The following is a 21,048-nucleotide window of genomic DNA, read 5'->3' on the forward strand; positions in this document are numbered from 1 at the left end:
TCACATTGGGGTGACTGCCGCGACATCGTCCGCAGGAAGGTCTGCCAGCATTTCCTGCACGGTTCCGCCCAGCACCGGATGACGCCAATCCGGGGCGACATCTGCCATGGGCACCAATACAAAAGGCCGATCCTGAAGACGGGGATGCGGCAGGATCAACTGATCCGGCGCCTGTTGTTTTTGGTCTCCCGCGGACAAGGTTCTCCACCGCTCATACCCATCGCGATCGGGCAGCACCTGATCGTCATAGCAAACCAGATCCAAATCCAGTGTGCGCATTCCCCAGCGCTGAACCCGTTGGCGGCCGTGGTCATGCTCGACCTCATGCAACAGATGCAAAAGTTCTGCCGGGGTCTTGTCAGTCTCGATCAGCGCGGCCGCGTTGACATAATCCGGCCCCGCTCCGGCTGGGAAACACGGCGTCTCGAAAAACCGGCTGACCGCGCGAATCAGCACCCCCTGACGCGGTATCGCGTCAAGCGCCTTTTCCAGTGTCACCTTGGGTCCTTGATCCCTCAAATTGAGATTTGCACCTAGTGCGATCACCACTTTTGACGAAAATTTGCGCATTCTACTCCCTATATTCGGTGAATTGCATACTTGCGATACACATTAAATGCCCTAATTATAGGCGTATCAGCGCGCCGCCTATTTCCTAGACTCACTCACGTAACACCCGGCGTTCTGGTTTGTACCGGAAGGAACTATTTATGTTTTATAAAGACGAACGGCTAGCGCTGTTCATCGACGGCTCGAATCTTTATGCGGCCGCCAAAGCGCTTGGGTTTGATATCGACTACAAGCTGCTGCGTCAGGAATTCATGCGTCGCGGTAAGATGCTCAGAGCTTTCTACTACACAGCGCTCTTGGAAAACGACGAGTATTCGCCGATCCGTCCTTTGGTTGACTGGCTGCATTACAACGGTTTCACCATGGTGACAAAACCGGCAAAGGAATACACCGACAGCATGGGGCGTCGGAAAGTCAAAGGAAACATGGACATTGAACTGACCGTCGATGCTATGGAACTGGCACCACGCGTGGATCATATCGTGCTGTTTTCGGGCGATGGGGATTTCCGCCCGCTGATTGCCAGCCTGCAACGTCAGGGCGTGCGTGTATCGGTCGTCTCGACCATTCGCAGCCAGCCGCCGATGATCTCGGACGAACTGCGCCGCCAAGCGGACAACTTCATCGAGTTGGAGGACCTGCGCGACGTGATCGGCCGCCCTCCGCGTGAGATGCCCATGGAACCGCGCAGCGTTGCGGCCGGTGGGCAGTAACACCCGGTCACTCACAACAGAGTTGAAAACGGCGCGGTCAGGTTTATCACCTGACCGCGCTTCTTTAACTAAAGACAGGTGCTAAAACACCTCTTGGCTAGCACTGATTCATGTCAGATCAATGACGCAGTCCTGTCTGGACCAAGGCCGGGAAAAGACTTACCTGTGGCCTTAAGGAGACCGTGACATGAACAAGCCCCCGCTGACTTTGTACCTTGCCGCGCCGCGCGGGTTCTGCGCCGGTGTCGACCGGGCCATCAAGATCGTTGAAATGGCCCTGCAAAAATGGGGCGCACCGGTCTATGTGCGCCACGAGATCGTGCATAACAAATTTGTCGTCGACGGGCTGCGCGACAAAGGAGCGGTGTTTGTCGAGGAACTGGACGAATGCCCTGATGACCGGCCAGTGATCTTTTCCGCCCATGGCGTGCCGAAATCGGTCCCGGAAACGGCGACACGGCGCGAAATGATCTATGTGGACGCGACCTGTCCTTTGGTCTCCAAGGTCCATGTCGAAGCCCAGCGCCACTCGGACGCGGGTCTTCAGATGATCATGATCGGGCACAAGGGGCACCCGGAAACGGTTGGGACCATGGGCCAGCTGCCAGCGGGCGAAGTGCTGTTGGTCGAAACGGTCGAAGATGTTGCTACGGTTCAGGTTCGCAACCCCGAAAAGCTGGCCTTTGTGACCCAGACCACCCTGTCTGTCGACGACACAAAAGACATTATCGCGGCGCTTCAGGCCCGGTTCCCGGCGATTGTCGGACCGCATAAGGAAGACATCTGCTATGCGACGACCAACCGGCAGGAAGCGGTCAAGGCCGTTGCGCCAAAATCCGACGCCCTGTTGGTGGTGGGGGCACCCAATTCGTCCAATTCACGGCGTCTGGTCGAAGTTGCCTCGCGCGCTGGGTGTGACTATGCCCAGCTCGTGCAGCGCGCGACCGATATCGACTGGCGCGCGCTGGAAGGGATCTCCAGCATTGCAATCACGGCGGGTGCATCGGCCCCCGAAGTGTTGGTGAACGAGGTGATAGATGCCTTCCGCGATCACTATGACGTGACGGTCGAGATGGTGGAAACGGCCGTCGAAAACGTTGAATTCAAAGTCCCGCGCGTGCTGCGGGAACCCGCATGAGCGGAATACCAAAAGCCCCCCTGCTCCTTGGACTAACCGGCCTTATCCCGTTCATCTGGGGTGCTCTGACCTACCTGAACGGTGATCTGAACGACTGGGGGAAACAGGCGCTGGGGCCTCGGTTTGTTGGGCCGTATATCCAGCTATTCTACGGTTCGGTCATCCTGAGCTTCATGTCAGGCGTTTTGTGGGGCTTCGCGACCAAAACGTCGGCCAGCAAAGCAGCAACCTGCTACACGCTCTCGGTCCTGCCTGCGCTATGGGCGTTCTTCAAGACAGGCGGCGGCCCAGTCAGTGCCGGAACAAACCTGATGTACGGATTTGCCGGGTTGCTTTTATTGGACGCCATGTTTTCATACTGGCGACTGACCCCGGTCTGGTGGATGCGGTTGCGCATGTTGCTGACGGCCGTTGTCTTGGCCTGCCTTGCCGTCGGAGTATACCTGTGACCGATAAAAGAACGATCGATGCTTACACAACCCGCGTTGCAGAATACCTGAGTATCCCCCTGCCCCCCGAACAGATCGAAGCGCGCATGGCCTTTGCCGAAGCCGTCGTGAATGGTGGCTATGTTCTGGACCTCGGCTCTGGTCCCGGTTCAGACAGTGCGTTCTTGCAGCGCGAAGGCTTGCGGGTTCGCGCGCTGGACGCAACACAGGCCTTTGTCGATCACGCCTTGGAAAATGGCATAGATGCGCATCTCGGCACGTTCGATGACGTGACCGAGGTTTCTAAGTATGATGGCATCTATGCCAGCTTTTCACTTTTGCACGCCCCGCGCGAAGATTTCCCACGTCATTTGACGGCGATCCACCGCGCTTTGAAACCTCAGGGCGTTTTCTTCCTTGGCCTGAAACTCGGCACGGGGGAACATCGCGACGACCTGGATCGGTTCTATACCTATTTCTCGCAGACCGAGATCGAAGAGGCCCTTGCAACCACCGGATTTACCGTCGACCAGATCACCACTGGCGTCGGCGCGGGGCTGGCCGGATCATACGACGGCTTCATTCTGGTGCTCGCCCATGCCTGAACTGTTCGCCTATACAGACGGGGCCTGTTCCGGCAATCCCGGCCCCGGCGGATGGGGTGTGTTGCTGCGCGCGATGGATGGCGACACCGTTCTGAAAGAACGCGAGCTGAACGGCGGAGAGGCCGAAACTACCAATAACCGCATGGAATTGCTGGCCGCGATCAGCGCGTTGGAAACACTGGAGCGGGCCTCGAAGATCACGGTCGTTACAGACAGCGCCTATGTAAAGAACGGAGTGACCGGCTGGATTTTCGGCTGGAAACGCAATGGCTGGAAGACCTCGAACAAAAAGCCCGTCAAGAATGTCGATCTGTGGCAAAGACTGGACGAAGCGCAGACCCGCCACGATGTGACGTGGGAGTGGGTCAAAGGACATGCCGGTCATCCCGAAAACGAAAAGGCCGACGAACTGGCCCGTGCGGGCATGGCTCCGTTCAAGCCAAAAAAGGAAAAGGCGTGAGCGGTCTGGCGCTGCTGGATTATGCCTCGGTCTTTGTGTTCGCGTTGACGGGCGCCTTGGTTGCAAGCCGGGCGCAGTTGGATTTGGTGGGCTTTGCGTTCATTGCCTGCCTGACTGCGGTTGGCGGCGGAACAGTGCGTGATCTCCTGCTGGACCGGCACCCGGTTTTTTGGGTTGGCCAGCCAAATTACATCCTGATCGCAACGGGTGCTGCAGCGCTGGTGTTTTTCACCGCACACCTGATGGAAAGCCGGTATAATTGGCTGGTTTGGCTGGACAGTTTTGCCCTGTCCATCGCCGTTGCCGCAGGAACGGCGGCTGCGTTGTCACTGGGTCATTCCGGCGCCATCGTTGTTCTGATGGGGATCATTACAGGTTGCCTCGGTGGACTGATGCGCGACGTGGTCTGCAATGAGGTCCCGCTGGTTCTGAAACAGGGCGAGCTTTATGTGTCTTGCGCCTTTGCTGGTGCTCTGACGGCCGTATTAGCAACCCGTTTAGGGCTGGACACCTTTGCCGCTCTTTCCGCCTGTGCCCTTGTTTGCTGGGCCCTCAGGGCTGGATCGCTGCTGTTTGGCTGGCGATTGCCAGTCTACAAAAGCAGACCACCGCGTCGTTAGCAACGAGGCTTGGGTCACGTATTGTAGGTTAAGCGAACAGAGGACACGCAGATCAGCGGCGCAGATATTTTTGCCAGATCCAGATCACCAGCAATGCGCCCAAAACAGCTCCGACAAAACCGGACAGCCACCCTGCAACCGTTATCAATGCGCGCAGCAGAAACCCTCCGACCAGCGCGCCGACTATGCCAATGAGCATCGTTGTCGGAATGTCAGCCTCGATCCGCATCAGACGCGTGGCCAGAAACCCTGCGGCCGCGCCAATCACGATCAGAGCGATTACGGGCATGTCACTTCCTCCAATGCGTCGGCACGATGATCAGCGCGCCAATGGATGAGATCACGGCATTCAGACCGGGCGCGCCAAAGCTGATGCCGAACATGATGCGGAAGAAATAAAACAGAAACGCTCCACCAATGCATATGATGATCGAAGGCACATATCCGTTATGCGTGAAACCGGTCTTTTCGGACAGGTATCCAACGATCCCGGCGATCACAATTGTGCCCATCAGGATCATGAACATGCGGTGTTACTCCGATTGAAACAGCGTACCGGCCGGGATTGGCCAACCGCGCAGGAACGTTTCTGTATCCTGCGCGCCTTTGCCCGCCCTTTGCAAGCGCAGGAGCTTCACGGCCCCCTCTCCGCAAGCGACACACAACGCGTCGTCCAGAACCTGACCGGGGGTGCCCTGTCCCTCAGTCAGACAGCAGGCCAGAAGTTTGATCCGCTCGCCTTCAACCAGGGTCCATGCACCGGGGAAGGGTGACAATCCGCGTATCTGGCGATCGACCTCAACCGCCGGGCGTGTCCAGTCGATGCGCGCTTCGGATTTGTCGATCTTGGCGGCGTAGGTCACACCGTCGTTGGGCTGGTTCACCGGCGTCCGGTCAGGCAAGGTGGCCAGCGCCTGAACGATCAGACCCGCGCCCATCTCAGAAAGCCGATCATGCAGTTGGTCGGTCGTTTCCTGATCTCGAATATCGGTGGCCTGCCGCAGCAGGACAGGGCCGGTGTCCAGCCCCGCCTCCATCTGCATGATGCAGATACCGGTCTGTGCATCACCCGCCATGATTGCACGGTGAATCGGCGCGGCCCCTCGCCAGCGGGGCAATAGGCTGGCATGGATGTTCAGGCAGCCAAGGTGCGGCGCATCCAGAATAGGCTGAGGCAACAGCAAGCCATATGCCACAACGACGGCGACGTCAGCTTGCAGCGCAGCGAAAGCGGATTGTTCTTCTTCGGACTTCAAAGAAACCGGATGGCGTACAGTCAGGCCCAACGCCTCGGCTCGCGCATGCACCGGGGTCGGGCGGTCTTTCTTACCTCGCCCCGCCGGGCGCGGTGGCTGGCAATACACGGCGGCAATCTCATGCCCGTCCTCAACCAGCGCATCCAGCACCGGCACCGAGAATTCGGGCGTTCCCATGAAGATGATGCGCATGACAGGGCTCCGAGGCTTGGGCGGTGCCGGGCTGAAGCCCGGCCTACGCGAGTTTCTTGGCTTTGCGCAGCAGCATGTCGCGTTTGACCTTGCTGAGCCGGTCGAAATACATGCGGCCGTTCAGATGGTCGATCTGGTGCTGCACACTTGTCGCCTCGATCCCGACAAAATCACGGCGGTCGATCATGCCTTGTTCATTCAGAAACTTGACGGTCACCGCACGAGGTCGTTTCACTTTGGCCGACACGCCGGGCAGGTTTGGGCTGGCCTCATCATGTTCACGCATCTCGATCGAGCTGTGCAGAATCTCGGGATTCGCCAGTCGCACGGCCCGGCCCCGCTCGGTCGAACCATCCACGACCGCCAACTGCAGCATCACACCGATCTGAGGCGCAGCAAGGCCCACGCCGGGCATCGCCTCCATCGTGTCGACCATGTCATCCCAGATCGCGCGGATATCGTCGGTGATTTCGCTCACAACCTCTGCCTTGGTACGCAGGCGCTTGTCGGGCCATGGCAGACAGGTACGAACGGTCATGCGCGCGCCTTTTCACGTTTCAGCTTTTGCATCTTGCGCGTGATCATCTGGCGTTTCAGCGGTTTTAGATAGTCGATGAACAGCTTGCCGTTCAGATGGTCAATCTCGTGCTGCACGCAGGTCGCCCAGAGGTCATCGAATGTTTCCTGCTGCGCATTGCCGTCGCAGTCAATCCACGCCACCTCGACGACTTTGGGTCGGGTCACCTCTGCAAATTGCTCGGGGATCGACAGGCAACCTTCCTCATAGACGTTGGTTTCGTCCGACGATGCGATGATCTCGGGGTTGAACATGATTAGCGGGCGCGGTTCCTCGCCCTCTTCCTTGACGCAGTCCATCACGATCAGCCGATCCAGCACGCCAATCTGCGGCGCGGCCAGCCCAATGCCGGGGGCGTCATACATGGTTTCCAGCATGTCATCGGCCAGTTGACGCAGCTCGTCCGACAGGTCGGTCACCGGGGCGCAGACCTTTTTCAGTCGGTGGTCGGGATGAATAAGAATTGAGCGTTTCATGGGGTTGATTTAGGCCATCACACGCCCCGCCGCAACGCCCCCCTTGCACCTGCCAAAATTGTAGCTAGCTTTCCAGCCGACAGATGGAGAAGACATGACGTTCAACGACCTGATCGACCGCCGGGGCACTTATAGTTCAAAATGGGACAAGCTAGAGAAACTCTACGGTATTTCACCGCAGGACGGGCTGGCGATGTGGACGGCAGATTCCGATTATCCCAGCGCACCCTGCGTTATCGAAGCCGTTCGAAAGGCCGCGGATCACGGTGTTTTCGGGTATTCGTGGGCGCACCCTGACTATCTGACTTCGGTCCAATGGTGGATGAAAAACCGTCATGCATGGGACATTGACACAGATTGGGTCCTGACCTCGCAAGGGCTGGGCAATGCGATCGCGCTGTGTCTGGATGTGTGGACCGAGCCCGGGGACGGCGTGGTCATATTCACGCCCGTCTATCATGAGTTCGCCCACAAGGTGAACAAATCCGGCCGCCGCGTGGTGGAATGCCCGCTGGTACGACAGGGCGACAGTTACACGATTGATATGGACGACGCGCAGTCGCGCTTGGACGGGTCGGAAAAGATGCTTCTGTGGTGTTCACCCCAGAACCCCTCCGGTCGGGTTTGGACTGTGGATGAGTTGCGCGCTGTGGCAGCCTTTGCTGAACGCAATGGCCTTGTGTTGGTGTCTGATGAGATTCACCATGACCTGGTCTACCCCAGCAGCACCTTTGTCCCCATGGACGTGGCCGCGCCCGATGCACGGCCGTGGACGGTGACCCTGACGGCGGCCTCCAAGACGTTCAACATTGCGGGTCAACGCACCGGCAACATGGTCATTCCCGACCCAAAACTGCGCGCGGCGATGGTCCATCGCCTCGGCACCCTTGACTATGCGCCCAGCGCTTTGGGCGTGGCGATGATCATGGCGGCCTATTCGCCCGAAGGCGCCGCATGGGTCGACGAACAGGTTGCGCATCTTGACGGTAACCGAAAGCTTTTTGACGCAGCCATCGCAGATATCCCCGGCCTGTGGTCCATGCCACTTCAGGCGACTTTTCTGGCTTGGGTCGATTTTTCAGGAACCGGAATGGATCACCCTGAATTTTTCCGCCGCCTGCGTGAGGACGCCAAGATCGCGACCTCGCCCGGCCCCGGATTTGGTCCGGGCGGCGAGACGTTCGAGCGGTTCAATCTGGCAACCCAGCGCAGCCGCGTGGAAGAAGCTTGCAACAGGCTGAAACAGGCCTTTTCTGACTTGCAGTGAACCCAAGCCCAACGATTGATCCGTTGGGCTAAGGCTTAGTCCTTATGCCCCAGCAAGGCTATCGGAGCATCGGGATCGCGGTAGAAATCCAGCGGAGCCTTGTCCGAGGCAGCAGTGCTGCGCTTGAATTCATACCGCATTTCACCGGCTTCGTCCTGATCCGCGATGATCAGGCACTGGTAGAGGTGATTTGCGCCATCATAAATATCGACCAGACCACGAAGCTGAGGTGTCGTTTCAGCTTCGACGGTAAAGCCGCCCTTCCACAATCGCAGGATTTTGAACGTATTGTCGCCAAATTGAACACGAAGTCGGCTTGTCTTTTTCAATCCTGCGATTCGTGCCGCATCCAATTCGGCACTAATTTCCTTTGAAACATAGGTCGTCATTGCAAATTTCCCCCGCAGCAGAGTCCTATTGTGAGGGTCGGAATGTAAAAATCCAGTAAAGCTGGTCACCAAGAGCGTTTGGATTTCAACCTGTTGCACGGAAATCCCAACCGGATTTGTGCGCAGGCGCAGGCAATATGCGCGTCGCCTCGCATAGGAACCTTTAAGGCGACCGCCTATGTTCTTTGACATCTCAATTCGGAGGATCAGAGCATGGGCCTGTTGGTCGACGGCAAGTGGCACGACACATGGTATGACACCAAGTCCACAGGCGGGGCGTTCAAACGAAGTGCAGCGCAGTTTCGCAATTGGATAACGGCAGACGGCAGCGCAGGTCCGTCCGGCAAGGGGGGCTTCAAGGCCGAACCGAATCGCTATCACCTCTATGTCAGCCTCGCCTGCCCGTGGGCACACCGCACGTTGATCTTTCGCGAATTGAAGGGGTTGACTGACCTTATCTCGGTTTCAGTGGTACATCCTGACATGATGGACAAAGGCTGGACGTTTGAAACAGACGACCATGGCGCCACAGGGGACGGGCTCTTTGGGTTGGAGTTCGCCCATCAAGTCTATACCAAGGCCGATCCCGCCTATTCGGGCCGCGTTACGGTGCCAATTCTATGGGACAATACCCAGGAAACCATTGTTTCGAATGAAAGTTCCGAGATCATCCGCATGTTCAACTCGGCCTTCGACGGGATCACAGGAAACACCGACGATTACTGGCCCGAGGCTATGCGTGACGATATCGAAGAGGTCAACGCGCGTATCTATTCTGACGTCAACAACGGCGTGTACAAGTCAGGGTTCGCAACCAGTCAGCAAGCGTATGACGCGGCTGTTGGGCCGCTATTTGAAACACTGGGCTGGCTGGAAAACCGCCTGAGCACCCATCGCTATCTTATGGGAGATCGCGTTACAGAAGCTGATTGGAGGCTGTTCACAACCTTGATCAGGTTCGACCCCGTCTATCACCTGCATTTCAAGTGCAACCGAAACCGTCTGGTCGATTACCCGAACCTGTGGGCCTATACCCGCGAGCTTTATCAATGGCCCGGTGTCGCTAAGACCGTGAACATGAACCATATCGTGCGGCACTACCACTATAGTCACGACAGTATAAATCCGCACCGGATTATCCCGGTGAACCCCGTGCTGGACTACATGGAACCACACGGTCGCGGTCAGCGACCCGCCGCGTAATGTTCAACCATCGCCGCCAGATCCTCTGGCGGCGTTTCACTTTGGACATAGGCGCAGGCATTTGGGCTATGCGCGAAAATCGACCCATCCGAGAAAAACGTGGTGTTGGTGACAAATATCACCCGCGCTTCGGGGCGGCGATAGCTGGCGAAGTCGGCAACAGCCAGAGCGCTGCCGGTTTCCAGCACAAGGTCCAACACAATGATGTCAAACTCTGCGCCATAAAGCGCAAGGATCGCGGCCTCTTGCCCGGCCACAAGCGTGACCTCAGCGCCCTGACGCTCCAGATGCCTTTTCCAGACCCGACCAAGATCAGGGTTACTCTCTACAATCAAAACATTCATCAGCAACAACCTCGGGGCAAGGTAGAACAAACAGTGCTGGCCCCTGCAGTTTGTGATCACGCGATTTCCTTAACAAACTGTTAACGGTATCTGCAGGGCTTCCGGATCGCGTGGATTTGCTTGTGCCGACGGCGAAAATCCGCTTGAAACGGACCGAAATCAAGGATTCCAACGAGCTTCACGATGACAACCCATAACGATATCTTGAACCCCCGATCCAATCGGGATCATGGCGGCGGGCTAGACGGGGCAATCGAATCTTATGGTGGGGCACGCGGCGATTGGATGGATCTTTCGACCGGGATCAATCCGCATCCTTATGATGTCACAGGTTTGACGCCCTCGGATTGGAGCGCGCTTCCCGATCACGGCGCGTTTGAACGCCTGACCAGTGCCGCGCGGCGTTTTTGGTCCGTTCCCGACGAGGCTGACATTTTACCCGCACCTGGCGCTTCCGCCCTGATTGCACGCATACCCGATCTTGCACCGCGCGGGCTGGTTCACATCACGCCGCCCACCTACAATGAACACGCAGCCGCTTTTTCAGCGCATGGATGGTCAATTCAGTCCTACGGCCCGGCCGAAGCCCGCGTTATCGTACACCCAAACAACCCAGATGGGCGCATATGGAACGAAGCCGACGCAAATGCCCCGCTAACCGTGATTGACGAAAGCTTTTGCGATGTCAGCCCCGAAGCGTCCCTGATCCATTTGGGGACCAAACCGGGTGTGATCGTACTGAAAAGCTTTGGCAAGTTCTGGGGGTTGGCGGGATTACGCCTTGGCTTCGCAATCGGCGACCCGAACCTGATTGCCCGCCTGAACGACCTGACCGGACCTTGGGCCGTTTCCGGTCCCGCCCTGCGGATCGGAGAACGAGCCCTGAGCGATACAGCTTGGGCCGACGCCACACGCCAACGCCTGACCGAGGAAACAATCAGGCTGGATACCCTTCTGACGCGGAAGGGTGCGCGGCTTGTGGGGGGAACCACGCTGTTCCGTCTTTATGCGGTCGACAAGGCCGCCGATTGGCAAGACCGTCTGGCCCATGCGCATATCTGGAGCCGCATCTTCCCCTATTCGCAAACCTACCTGCGGCTGGGGCTTCCACCTGCAAATGGCTGGGCACGGCTGGAGGCCGCGCTGTGAACACCGCTTTTCTGCTGGTCTGCGCCATGTGTCTGGACGCGGCACTGGGGGAGCCGGATTGGGTGTGGTCCCGGGTAAGGCACCCCGCGGTGATGATCGGTAACCTTATCGGCCTGCTGGACAAACGATTGAACAATGGCGGGCACCCGCGCCTGAAAGGGGTCGCCGTGGTCGTCCTACTGGTCATCGGCGCAATGATACTCGGAGGCGCACTGGCCATGCTAGGCCCCGTGGTTGAGCTTGTGATCTGCGCCATTCTCTTGGCGCAGAAATCCCTTGTGACGCATGTGCGAGATGTGGCCGAGGGGCTGAACGCCTCGCTTGACCAGGGGCGCGCGAAAGTGGCCATGATTGTCTCACGGGACACACGCGACATGACCGAGGCACAGGTCGCGCGGTCAGCGATCGAAAGTGCCGCCGAAAACCTGAGCGACGGTGTCATTGCGCCCGCCTTCTGGTTTCTGGTTGCCGGGCTGCCGGGTCTGCTGATCTACAAGGCGGTCAACACGGCCGACAGCATGATCGGCTACCGCTCAGAAAAATATCTTGAGTTTGGTTGGGCCGCCGCCCGTCTGGATGATGTTCTGAACCTGATCCCTGCCCGCCTGACCAGCGTCATGATCGTCGTGCAATCTGGTCAATGGGCGCAGTGGCAAGGAATCACCTCAGACGCGCGGCGCCATATCTCGCCAAACGCAGGCTGGCCCGAGGCCGCCATGGCCCGTGCCCTGAACGTCGCACTTGCCGGGCCGCGCAGCTATGATGGAAAGCTTCGGGATTTGGCATGGGTCAACGGCGATGCCCCGCGTGAGATCGGTGCACCGGAGGTTTTCCGCGCATGTAACATGCTGTGGACCGTTTGGGGGCTTGCGCTGGGCCTCGTGTCGGTGTGGGCTGGGCTTAGTTTTATTCTCTGACGGTGCCACCCATGCGTTTTCTTTCTGGTCTTGTTGCAACCACCCTATTCATCACACCCGCCTTTGCCCAATGTGGTGGCGGGTTCAATTCCTTTGTGAATGGGTTAAAGACCGAGGCGGTCGACAACGGGTTTGATAAATCTACTATCGACGCTTTCTTTCAAGGTGTTCAGCAGGATGGCGCCGTTCTCAGAGCTGACCGCGCGCAAGGCGTCTTTCAAAAACCATTCATTGATTTCTCTCGCCGCCTGATCTCGCAAAACCGAATAGATCGCGGGCAGGCCATGTCACGCAAATACGACGCTGTTTTTGACCGGATTGAGCGGGAATATGGGGTATCACGCGGCGTGTTGCTGGCATTCTGGGCGTTTGAAACCGACTACGGAGCGGTTCAGGGGGATTTCAACACCCGCAACGCACTGGTGACATTGGCCCATGATTGCCGCCGGCCCGAACTGTTCCGCCCTCAGATATTTGCGGCGCTGGAATTGTACAGTCAGGGCAATTTCGACCCCGCCCGCACCACAGGGGCATGGGCCGGAGAAATCGGCATGGTCCAAATGCTGCCGCAGGATATTCTGGACAATGGCGTGGACGGCGACGGAGACGGGACGGTTTCTCTGAAAACCTCGGCCCCGGATGCGCTGATGTCCGGCGCAAAAATGCTGTCGCATCTTGGGTGGCAACCGGGTCAGCCGTGGCTGCAGGAGGTCGCGGTTCCGGACCAAATGGATTGGTCTCTGTCCGGTCCGGGCAAGCCGCGCCCGGTATCGGACTGGCAGGCGATGGGCGTACAGGCCCGGAGCGGTTCACTGGCCAACCTGCCTGCATCACTGATCCTGCCGCAGGGACACAAGGGACCGGCGTTTCTGGCCTATCCCAATTTCGACGTCTATTTCGAATGGAACCAGAGCTTTGTCTACGTCCTGACCGCCGCCTATTTCGGCACCCGTCTGGAAGGTGCCCAAATCTATGACGCCGGGAATCCAACACAGGGTTTGACAGGCGCACAGATGAAGCAGCTACAAACCAAACTTCAGGCACGCGGCCATGATGTAGGCAAGATCGACGGCATTCTGGGGGCCGGGACACGGGCGACCGTTCAGGCCGAGCAACAACGGCTGGGTCTGCCTGCGGATGCGTGGCCGACGGCAGAGTTGTTGGGGCGGTTGTAAAAGGGTGTCTGGTTTGTGCCCTAATAAGACAAGGTCGTTACAAAATGATATGGTCCTAGAAGCTGAGGCGCTCGTGCATGCAGGAACCAAACTTTTCGGAGGATGGAAGAATGATCATGCGCATTTTTCAGGTCGTGACTCGGCCGGGCAAAGAAGAAGAGTTCAGCAAATTCTTCCATGAAACAGCGATCCCCTTGATGCGAAGCACCAAGGGCATGGTTCAAGTATTTCCTGGGGCTGCGCGCACCGACACACCCCGAGAATTCAGCTTTGTTATGGTGTGGGAAAATCTAGAGTCACTTAAGGCGTTTGTCGGCGAAGACTACCAGAGTCCGCACATCGATCCCGCAGAGACAGAGTTGGTCGAGTCGCGTTCGATCAAACACTATGAACTGGTCGAATAAAGACGATGGCACGAATGCAAACGACAACTTGGGGGAAACAATGATCAAGGGAAAATGCGGCTGCGGAGCCGTAACGTATCAGATGACGACACCACCTATGTTCGTCCATTGCTGTCACTGTAACGAATGCCAGCGACAAACCGGAGCGGCTTATGTCTTGAACGCCATTATTGAGGCTGACCGCGTGCAGCTTGAGGGGCCGATCACTGAACACGAACTTTCCACGCCAAGCGGTAAAGGCCAGATTATTACGCGTTGCAAGAATTGTGGCGTCGCCGTGTTCAGCAGCTACATGATCCGTCTTGGCAAGTTAAAGTACGTGCGTGTTGGGACATTGGACAACCCGGATCAATGTCCTCCGGATGCGCAGATTTTCACGAACAGCAAACAAGCTTGGGTACCACTCAGCGAGGAGATTCCCGCCTTCAAAGAATTTTACACATTCGATGAAGTGTGGCCTCAAAGTTCGCTAAAACGATTGGAGACAGCTTTTTCCTGATGGATCAGTCACTCCGGCCTGACCGGATACCGATCGCCTTTCTCATCAATCAGGATCAAGCGTTCTCCACTGCGCACGTACAGATCACAGCGACTGAATCCGTTGCGATAGGCGATACAGACGCTGCCGTCTTCGGCGATGGAATAGGTGCCAAAGGCCGCGTCGCCGCTGGCGTAGGTATAGGAGTAGGCACCCCCGGCCGAGAATGCAGCCTGACCGTCATCGTAGAAGGTGAAAGTTTGACCCGCCAACGCGTCCAGCTCTTCGGGCGACAGGGGGGTGTCTCCGGGTTTGGTCGGCCAATCGGCGGCGCTGGCAGGGCCAGCGATCAGCAGGGCGAGGATCAGATATCGGGTCATACCGCGACCCTATCGTGAAAGACCCGCAACAGGCGTCACGATGCAGTGAGCGGTCAGGCGACCATCTGCTCGGCCTTCTTCAGATCGACGGAAACCAGTTGGCTGACGCCTTGTTCCTGCATGGTCACGCCGAACAGCCTGTCCATCCTTGCCATCGTCACCGCGTGGTGGGTGATGATCAGGAACCGCGTGTCGGTCTGGCGGCACATCTCGTCCAGCAGGTCGCAGAAGCGTGTCACGTTGGCGTCGTCCAGCGGCGCGTCGACCTCGTCCAGCACACAGATCGGCGCGGGGTTGGCGAGGAAGACGCCAAAGATCAGCGCGGTCGCGGTCAGAGTTTGCTCCCCACCCGACAAGAGGCTGAGGGTCGAGAGCTTCTTGCCCGGCGGCTGGCACATGATCTCAAGCCCGGCATCCAGCGGGTCATCGCTTTCGACCATGACCAGATTGGCCTCGCCGCCGCCAAACAGGTGCTTGAATAGCATGGCGAAGTTCGAATTCACCTGTTCAAACGCGGTCAGCAGACGCTCGCGCCCTTCGCGGTTGAGGCTGGCAATACCGCTGCGCAGCGCCTTGATCGCCTCTTCCAGATCAGCCTTTTCACCGTTCAGCGTGTCGAATTCCTCCTGAACCTCTTTGCTGTCTTCTTCGGCGCGCAGGTTCACCGCGCCCATCGCGTCGCGCTGACGTTTGTGGCGGTTGACCTCGGCCTCAAGCGCGTCGGCGGCGGGCATCTGGTCGGGGTTCACGTCCAACTGATTCAACAACTGGTTCGGGGTCAGTTGCTGATCTTCGGCAATGCGTTCAGCCGCCGCGGTCACCCCTTCTTTGGCGGCATCACACCGTGCCTCGGCAGCCGCTCGGGTCTCGCGGGCTTCGGACGCGACGCGCTCTGCATCCCGCTCGGCCATGACAACTTCGCGCTGCTGGGTTTCGGCCAGAGCCAGCTTATCCGCAGCCTCGGCCCGACGCGCTTCGGCCGTTTCAATCAACTCGTTGAGTTCTTCGCGCGCCTCGGCAATTTCACCGGGGGCGGCCATGGCTTCGGACAGCTCGTCTTCCGAGCTTTCCTTGCGCTCTGCCAGTTCCGAAATTCGCTTCTCGGCACTGTCCAGACGGTGCCGCCACCCGCTCAGGTCTTTGGTCACCTCTTGTGTGCGCCGGGTTCGGGCCTCTCCTTCGCGGCGCAGCTCATCATGGGTCGAACGGTGGGTCAGCATCGTGATCCGCGCGGCCTCGACTGTCTGTTTGATGTCCTCAACCTGCGCGCGGGCGCTGTCCAGATCACCCAAACCGGTCAGCGCACCCTCGGCCTCGCGCAGTTGGGCGCGGGCAGACATGGCGTCTTCCTTGTGGCGGTCGACGGCAAGGGTCAAAGTCTCAAGCTTGCCCTGTGCCAGATTGCGGTCGGCCTCGGCCCGGCTGAGTTGCCGAGCAGTTTCCGCCATACGCTGATCAGCAGCACGGCGGGCTTCACGCGCTCGGCGGTCCGCTTCGGTGACATCGGCCAGTTGCTGCGACAGGGCCTCATGCGCCGCGCGTGCACCGTCGGCTTGCGCTTCGGTCCGGGCCAATTCCTGTTTCAGCGCTTCCAGCTTGTTCAGTTGCTCCAACCGAAGGGCAGCCGCGCTTGGCGCGTCCTCGGCCCAGGCCCGGAACCCGTCCCAGCGCCACAAATCACCCGAGCGCGACACCAGACGTTGCCCTGGTTGCAGCGAGGCCTGCAACCGCGCACCTTGTTCTGCGTCGACCAACCCGATCTGAGCAATCCGGCGGCTCAGACGGTCCGGCCCTGAGACATGCAGCGCCAGCGGCTCTGCGCCGTCTGGCAGGGGCTGATCGGCATCGTATCCGGCAACCTGAACCCAGCCGGACGGTCCGTCACCTTCGACTAGAGGCGCGCGCAGATCATCGGCCAGCGCCGCACCCAGCGCCTTTTCGTAACCCGGCGCCACGCGCAGCAGGTCAAGCACCTGCCCGCCTTCGGCCGTGTCACGTTCGACCAGTTTCGCAAGGGCCGCGGTTTCGGCGCGAATGGCGCCAAGCTCACCTTCAGCTTCGGACCGTTGGGCACGGGCCTCGGCCTCTCGGGCCTGTGTTTCGGTGCGCAACTCATCCGCAGCTGCCAGGGCTTCTTCAGCGGCCTCAGCAGATTCTCGGGCTTCTTCCTCACTCTCATGAGCAGCCTCGAACGCGGCGGTTGCGCGGCTTAGTGCGTCACGGGCTTCGTCCACCGCGACACGGGCTTTTTCTTCTTCACCCTCAGACCGGGCCAGCGTCTTGCGGCTGTCCTCAACCAAACGCTGCGCCGACTGGTGCCGGGCGACAAGACGGGCCATATCCTCGGTTTCCTGCGAGAGGTGATCCTCGCGGTCCTGCAGGACAGACGCTGCCTCGCGCGCAATCTCGGCGGCTTCGGCGACTTTCTCGTCATGTCCTTCGGCGGCCTTGGCAAGCTCTCTCGCCTCCCACTCCAACCGTTCGATCATCTGACCTGCGTCGCGGTTCAGACCGGCCTCACGCTCAATATCGTTACCCAACTGCTGAATGCGGTTGGTCAGGGTTTCGATCGTCTGCCGCGCGCGTGTTTCCTGGTCGGCCAGTTGATCGCGCTGCACCTGCTGGCGTTGCAACACGGCAGCGGCAATCGCCTCTTCCTCGCGTAGAGCGGGCAGAGTTTGCTCGATCTCGGCGCGTTTGGCCGCCGCTTCACGCGCTTCGGCCTCGGCGCGGGACGCCTCGGTAATGCGCTCGCGCAGCTTTTCTTCGGCCTGCTGGCGGGCCATGTCGGCCTCTTTCCAGCGACGATACAGCAGCATCCCCTCGGCCTGCCGCAATTGCTCGCCAATCTCGCGATAACGCGCGGCCTGGCGCGCTTGTCGGGCCAACTGCGCAAGCTGCGTTCCAAGCTGTTCCAGCACGTCATCGACGCGCGTCAGGTTGGATTCAGTACCTTTCAGCTTCAACTCGGCCTCGTGCCGACGCTGGTACAGACCGGAGATCCCCGCAGCCTCTTCCAGGATACGCCGACGCGCGCGAGGTTTGGCGTTGATCAATTCGGCGATGCGGTTCTGACCCACAAGCGCGGGTGAATGCGCCCCCGTGGACGCATCGGCAAACAGCATCTGCACATCGCGCGCCCGCACGTCCTTGCCATTGGTCTTATAGGCGCTGCCCACATCGCGGGTGATACGGCGTACGATCTCAAGCTGATCGGTGTCATTGAACCCTGACGGGGCCAGCCGTTCCGAGTTGTCCATGGTCAAAACAACTTCGGCAAAGTTGCGAGCGGGACGTGTGGCCGCCCCCGCAAAAATCACATCCTCCATCGCGCCACCGCGCATGGATTTGGGACGGTTTTCCCCCATAACCCAACGCAACGCTTCCAGGAGATTGGACTTGCCGCAGCCATTTGGACCCACAACTCCGGTCAACCCGTCCGCGATGATCAGGTCGGTCGGATCAACAAAGCTTTTGAAGCCGGTGAGTTTGAGTTTGCTAAAGCGCAAAGGCGACGGGTCCCATGATTCCTATATCTGGAAGTCTGCGCAACAGATTGGGGCTGAGTCAACGAGGTTGCGCAGGATATGGGATATCAGCATGAGTTATCCACAATATCTTGCTGATTTCCGCCGGTCTCAGTCTGTATCAATAGGGCGTACACTCAAAAACCTGATAACCGCCGTCACCTGAACTTTCATAGGTGCCAAAATCAATACATTCGTAGTTTGGCACCGAAATCGAGGTCAATAACAAGCGTTCACCAGCCTGACGGTCACACCCCAAAACGCCGACCGTGACGGCCGCATCACCCAGAACATCAAGAATCGGGCAGCCAGATACCTGTGCCATCGCAAGGGCTGCGCGATCGCGGATTGGGCCCAAGCGCGGGGCATATTGCGTGTTGATCCGCACCGCCTCGGCCAACTCTCCTCTCACGCGTACGTCAAAAACGCTGCCGTTGACAGCAATACGAGTGGCCGGAACATCGCGGAATTGCGGTGTGCCAGCCGAACAAGCGGCCAACATCAGCAGCAAAGTCAGAAGCCGTTTCATACCCCGATCAATGGCCGGAATTGGTTAACAGACCCTTATTGCGCATGCAGGCCTGCAAGACCTCACCCAAGCGACGTATGCCTTCACGAATTGTCGCCTCGTCCGAATTTGAAAAGCTCAAACGGATCGTGTTTGCACCCGAGCCATCTGGGAAAAATGCCTGACCCGGAACAAAGGCCACTTTGACCGTTTCCAAAGCGCGGGACAGCAATGCGGCTCCATCAGTACCAACAGGCAGCGTCAGCCAGACAAACATCCCCCCTTCGGGCTTCGTCCATTCCACCCCATCCGACATGTATTCTTCCAACGCATCCAGCATCGCTCCCCGGCGCGCGCCATAAGTCTGTCGCAGCATTGGGATATGCGTGGCGAAACACGCCCGAGCCACTTGGTCGATCGCCATCTGGTTAATGGTCGCCGAGTGAAGATCAGTAGCCTGCTTCATCAGCACCAGTTGAGAGATCACGGGCTTGGCCGCAACAACCCATCCGACCCTAAGGCCCGGCGACAGCGTCTTGGAGAAGCTGCCGCAATAGATCGTGCGACAGTCCTCGATCGACCCTTTCCGCGCCAGTTCCAGTGCCAAAATAGGAGGAATCGCTTCCCCTTCATATCGCAACGCCTGATACGCCCCGTCTTCGATCACGGCGCAATTCAAGTCCTCAGCAAGATCCAGCAAAGCCTCGCGGCCCCGCAAATCCATGGTCTCGCCCGTTGGGTTGGCGAAATCCGGAGACAGGTAGGCAAACTTGACCCTGCCGGCCCCGGCAGCGGCGACGTATTCATCAGCACCCCGGTTGCCATTCACGCTTAGCCGGTCGAACCGTGGCTCATAGGCGTTGAACGCAGCCAGCGCGCCCAGATATGTCGGCCAACCAACAAGCGCCGTATCGCCGGGCGACAGGTAAAGCTTACCCAAATAGTCCAACGCTTGCTGTGACCCGGATGTGATCAGGATGTTGTCGACGTCGCAGACAACGCCGATCTCGCGCATGTGGTCGACAAGCCATTCACGTAACGGGGCATAGCCTTCGCTGACCGAATACTGCAGGGCCTGCGCCTGTTTTTCTGGACCAAGCGCAACCTGAAAAGCCTGCGAGAATGCGTCTGCGGGAAACAAGGCCGGGTCCGGAATTCCGCCTGCAAAGGAAATGATTCCGGGCTGATCTAGCAGCTTCAGCAATTCGCGAATTTCCGACGCCTTCATGCGCGACGCCCGCGTTGCAAACAACTCGTGGTTGGTCATGAGCCTCCTCCGCTCTTGAATGGGTGAACACTAGTGACTCACACATTAATGTCAATATTGCTGACCTAATGTTTTGAACCCTGTGATCTGCTCTTCTTGAACCGCCCCGCAAACCGTGGTCATATGATTTGACCAATTCTCAAAACGACATCCTCATGCCCTTTCAAAAAGTTCAGACCGAAAAGCTCTCAATAGCGGTGGTGCGGCAAATCGAATTGCTGATCCTGCGAGGCATCCTACGCCCCGGCGAGCGCCTTCCGGCCGAGCGTGAACTGGCCGAACGACTGGGCGTGTCCCGTCCATCCCTGCGCGAAGCAATATCCGAACTGCAGGACCAAGGCCTGCTGACCGCAAAAGCCGGATCCGGCATCTATGTGGCCGAGGTTTTGGGATCGGCCTTTTCCCCCGCCCTGATCCGACTGTTCAGCAGCCATGATGAGGCGGTTTCGGACTATCTGTCTTTCCGCCGGGATATGGAGGGGTTGGCAGCCGAGCGCGCGGCGCGACTGGGGTCGGAAAGCGATTTGAAGGTCGTTCAGACGATCTTTGACAAAATGGAAGCCGCCCACACGCGCAATGCCCCGGAAGACGAAGCGCATCTGGACGCCCAGTTTCATATGGCCATCATCGACGCAAGCCATAACGTCGTGATGCTGCACATGATGCGATCCATGTTTGACTTGCTGCGGCAAGGTGTTTTCTACAATCGCCAAATGATGTTCAACCAGCGCACCACGCGCGAGGCTATTCTAGATCAGCACCGAGACATCAACGCCGCGCTTCAGGCCCGCGATCCGGAAGGTGCCAGAGAAGCAGTACATCGTCACCTGAGCTTTGTGCGGCAATGTATGGAAGACCACCAGAAGGCCCTCCGTAACGAGGCGATCGCGCAGCAAAGGCTGGATCACGAAACCGGACAGGCTTAAGGGCGCTTTGGTGCGTTTCCGAGCAGCTTTAAAGTCACACGCGGACTGACAGGCCGGCACGAGACTTCGGCTAATCGCT

At 58.6% G+C, this 21,048-nt stretch carries 26 protein-coding genes; 14 read left to right on the plus strand and 12 right to left on the minus strand.

Translation table 11 applies throughout. From position 1 onward, the window contains the following. Window positions 1-570: a 2-amino-4-hydroxy-6-hydroxymethyldihydropteridine diphosphokinase gene (gene folK / locus GOX73_RS18240; RefSeq protein ID WP_171126856.1), complete on the minus strand. Its 570-nt coding sequence runs from the start codon at window positions 568-570 to the stop codon at window positions 1-3. 140 nt (window positions 571-710) lie between these two features. Between folK and GOX73_RS18245 the strand changes: the two genes are divergently transcribed. From GOX73_RS18245 to GOX73_RS18270, 6 genes are all read left to right on the plus strand, one after another. Then, window positions 711-1,283, plus strand: coding sequence for an NYN domain-containing protein (locus GOX73_RS18245; protein WP_058278950.1), 573 nt, complete (start codon window positions 711-713; stop codon window positions 1,281-1,283). Between the two features lie 187 nt (window positions 1,284-1,470). Beyond that, entirely contained in the window at window positions 1,471-2,421 is a 951-nt protein-coding gene (gene ispH / locus GOX73_RS18250; RefSeq protein WP_171125283.1) for a 4-hydroxy-3-methylbut-2-enyl diphosphate reductase, read from the plus strand. Then, a complete protein-coding gene (locus tag GOX73_RS18255; RefSeq protein ID WP_171126858.1) occupies window positions 2,418-2,870 on the plus strand; it encodes a DUF3429 domain-containing protein in 453 nt (150 codons plus the stop codon). Before ispH ends, GOX73_RS18255 begins: the two co-directional genes overlap by 4 nt. After that, a complete protein-coding gene (locus GOX73_RS18260) occupies window positions 2,867-3,454 on the plus strand; it encodes a class I SAM-dependent methyltransferase (protein ID WP_371808666.1) in 588 nt (195 codons plus the stop codon). Before GOX73_RS18255 ends, GOX73_RS18260 begins: the two co-directional genes overlap by 4 nt. Beyond that, a complete protein-coding gene (rnhA, locus tag GOX73_RS18265) occupies window positions 3,447-3,914 on the plus strand; it encodes a ribonuclease HI (RefSeq protein ID WP_171125287.1) in 468 nt (155 codons plus the stop codon). The genes GOX73_RS18260 and rnhA overlap by 8 nt, the downstream gene beginning before the upstream one ends. Next, on the plus strand, window positions 3,911-4,534 hold the full coding sequence (locus GOX73_RS18270) for a trimeric intracellular cation channel family protein (protein WP_171126859.1): 624 nt from the start codon (window positions 3,911-3,913) through the stop codon (window positions 4,532-4,534). The genes rnhA and GOX73_RS18270 overlap by 4 nt, the downstream gene beginning before the upstream one ends. 52 nt (window positions 4,535-4,586) lie before the next feature. Here GOX73_RS18270 and GOX73_RS18275 read toward each other — a convergent pair whose 3' ends face one another. From GOX73_RS18275 to def (GOX73_RS18295), 5 genes are read right to left on the minus strand one after another with little or no spacing between them, the layout of a single operon-like run. After that, entirely contained in the window at window positions 4,587-4,823 is a 237-nt protein-coding gene (locus tag GOX73_RS18275; protein ID WP_170413888.1) for a GlsB/YeaQ/YmgE family stress response membrane protein, read from the minus strand. A 1-nt stretch (window position 4,824) separates the two neighbouring features. Continuing rightward, complete coding sequence (locus GOX73_RS18280) at window positions 4,825-5,061, minus strand: hypothetical protein (RefSeq protein ID WP_171126860.1); 237 nt, start codon at window positions 5,059-5,061, stop codon at window positions 4,825-4,827. A gap of 6 nt (window positions 5,062-5,067) precedes the next feature. Continuing rightward, a complete protein-coding gene (gene fmt, locus GOX73_RS18285) occupies window positions 5,068-5,982 on the minus strand; it encodes a methionyl-tRNA formyltransferase (RefSeq protein ID WP_171126861.1) in 915 nt (304 codons plus the stop codon). 43 nt (window positions 5,983-6,025) lie between these two features. Beyond that, window positions 6,026-6,520 carry a peptide deformylase gene (def, locus tag GOX73_RS18290; RefSeq protein ID WP_171125295.1) on the minus strand — a complete coding sequence of 165 codons (495 nt, stop codon included), beginning with the start codon at window positions 6,518-6,520 and terminating at the stop codon, window positions 6,026-6,028. Then, window positions 6,517-7,035 carry a peptide deformylase gene (def, locus tag GOX73_RS18295; RefSeq protein ID WP_171135053.1) on the minus strand — a complete coding sequence of 173 codons (519 nt, stop codon included), beginning with the start codon at window positions 7,033-7,035 and terminating at the stop codon, window positions 6,517-6,519. Before def (GOX73_RS18295) ends, def (GOX73_RS18290) begins: the two co-directional genes overlap by 4 nt. Before the next feature lie 94 nt (window positions 7,036-7,129). Between def (GOX73_RS18295) and GOX73_RS18300 the strand changes: the two genes are divergently transcribed. Continuing rightward, window positions 7,130-8,302: a MalY/PatB family protein gene (locus GOX73_RS18300; protein ID WP_171126863.1), complete on the plus strand. Its 1,173-nt coding sequence runs from the start codon at window positions 7,130-7,132 to the stop codon at window positions 8,300-8,302. Window positions 8,303-8,337: 35 nt separating this feature from the next. Here GOX73_RS18300 and GOX73_RS18305 read toward each other — a convergent pair whose 3' ends face one another. Further along, window positions 8,338-8,691, minus strand: a complete 354-nt coding sequence (locus GOX73_RS18305) for a hypothetical protein (protein WP_171126864.1) — start codon at window positions 8,689-8,691, stop codon at window positions 8,338-8,340. 213 nt (window positions 8,692-8,904) lie between these two features. Here GOX73_RS18305 and GOX73_RS18310 point away from each other — a divergent pair, with 213 nt between their 5' ends. Continuing rightward, window positions 8,905-9,894, plus strand: a complete 990-nt coding sequence (locus tag GOX73_RS18310) for a glutathione S-transferase family protein (protein WP_171126865.1) — start codon at window positions 8,905-8,907, stop codon at window positions 9,892-9,894. On the opposite strand, the gene GOX73_RS18315 is transcribed toward GOX73_RS18310, so the two are convergent. After that, the gene (locus GOX73_RS18315) at window positions 9,876-10,238 is read right to left on the minus strand and encodes a response regulator transcription factor (RefSeq protein ID WP_171126866.1); all 363 of its coding nucleotides are present in this window, start codon (window positions 10,236-10,238) and stop codon (window positions 9,876-9,878) included. The two genes, GOX73_RS18310 and GOX73_RS18315, sit on opposite strands and share 19 nt — an antisense overlap. A gap of 183 nt (window positions 10,239-10,421) precedes the next feature. Between GOX73_RS18315 and GOX73_RS18320 the strand changes: the two genes are divergently transcribed. The 5 genes from GOX73_RS18320 to GOX73_RS18340 all read left to right on the plus strand — a co-directional run bounded on the left by GOX73_RS18320 (window position 10,422) and on the right by GOX73_RS18340 (window position 14,382). Continuing rightward, window positions 10,422-11,387, plus strand: coding sequence for a threonine-phosphate decarboxylase (locus GOX73_RS18320; RefSeq protein WP_171126867.1), 966 nt, complete (start codon window positions 10,422-10,424; stop codon window positions 11,385-11,387). After that, entirely contained in the window at window positions 11,384-12,304 is a 921-nt protein-coding gene (gene cbiB, locus GOX73_RS18325) for an adenosylcobinamide-phosphate synthase CbiB (RefSeq protein WP_171126868.1), read from the plus strand. Before GOX73_RS18320 ends, cbiB begins: the two co-directional genes overlap by 4 nt. Before the next feature lie 11 nt (window positions 12,305-12,315). Further along, complete coding sequence (locus GOX73_RS18330) at window positions 12,316-13,479, plus strand: lytic murein transglycosylase (RefSeq protein ID WP_171126869.1); 1,164 nt, start codon at window positions 12,316-12,318, stop codon at window positions 13,477-13,479. 110 nt (window positions 13,480-13,589) lie between these two features. Continuing rightward, on the plus strand, window positions 13,590-13,883 hold the full coding sequence (locus tag GOX73_RS18335; RefSeq protein WP_171125310.1) for an antibiotic biosynthesis monooxygenase: 294 nt from the start codon (window positions 13,590-13,592) through the stop codon (window positions 13,881-13,883). Continuing rightward, window positions 13,867-14,382, plus strand: coding sequence for a GFA family protein (locus GOX73_RS18340; protein WP_171126870.1), 516 nt, complete (start codon window positions 13,867-13,869; stop codon window positions 14,380-14,382). The genes GOX73_RS18335 and GOX73_RS18340 overlap by 17 nt, the downstream gene beginning before the upstream one ends. Before the next feature lie 8 nt (window positions 14,383-14,390). Here GOX73_RS18340 and GOX73_RS18345 read toward each other — a convergent pair whose 3' ends face one another. The 4 genes from GOX73_RS18345 to GOX73_RS18360 form a co-directional block, all read right to left on the minus strand. Beyond that, window positions 14,391-14,741 carry a hypothetical protein gene (locus GOX73_RS18345; RefSeq protein WP_171126871.1) on the minus strand — a complete coding sequence of 117 codons (351 nt, stop codon included), beginning with the start codon at window positions 14,739-14,741 and terminating at the stop codon, window positions 14,391-14,393. Between the two features lie 53 nt (window positions 14,742-14,794). Then, the gene (locus GOX73_RS18350) at window positions 14,795-18,250 is read right to left on the minus strand and encodes a chromosome segregation SMC family protein (protein ID WP_171126872.1); all 3,456 of its coding nucleotides are present in this window, start codon (window positions 18,248-18,250) and stop codon (window positions 14,795-14,797) included. 139 nt (window positions 18,251-18,389) lie between these two features. Further along, window positions 18,390-18,797, minus strand: coding sequence for a hypothetical protein (locus tag GOX73_RS18355; protein ID WP_171126873.1), 408 nt, complete (start codon window positions 18,795-18,797; stop codon window positions 18,390-18,392). Window positions 18,798-18,804: 7 nt separating this feature from the next. Further along, complete coding sequence (locus GOX73_RS18360; protein WP_171126874.1) at window positions 18,805-20,043, minus strand: PLP-dependent aminotransferase family protein; 1,239 nt, start codon at window positions 20,041-20,043, stop codon at window positions 18,805-18,807. A 155-nt stretch (window positions 20,044-20,198) separates the two neighbouring features. Here GOX73_RS18360 and GOX73_RS18365 point away from each other — a divergent pair, with 155 nt between their 5' ends. Beyond that, window positions 20,199-20,969 carry an FCD domain-containing protein gene (locus tag GOX73_RS18365; RefSeq protein WP_171126875.1) on the plus strand — a complete coding sequence of 257 codons (771 nt, stop codon included), beginning with the start codon at window positions 20,199-20,201 and terminating at the stop codon, window positions 20,967-20,969. Window positions 20,970-21,048: the final 79 nt, after the last annotated feature.

The sequence above is a fragment of the Ruegeria sp. HKCCD7221 genome, from assembly GCF_013031225.1.
Taxonomy (GTDB): Bacteria; Pseudomonadota; Alphaproteobacteria; order Rhodobacterales; family Rhodobacteraceae; genus Ruegeria.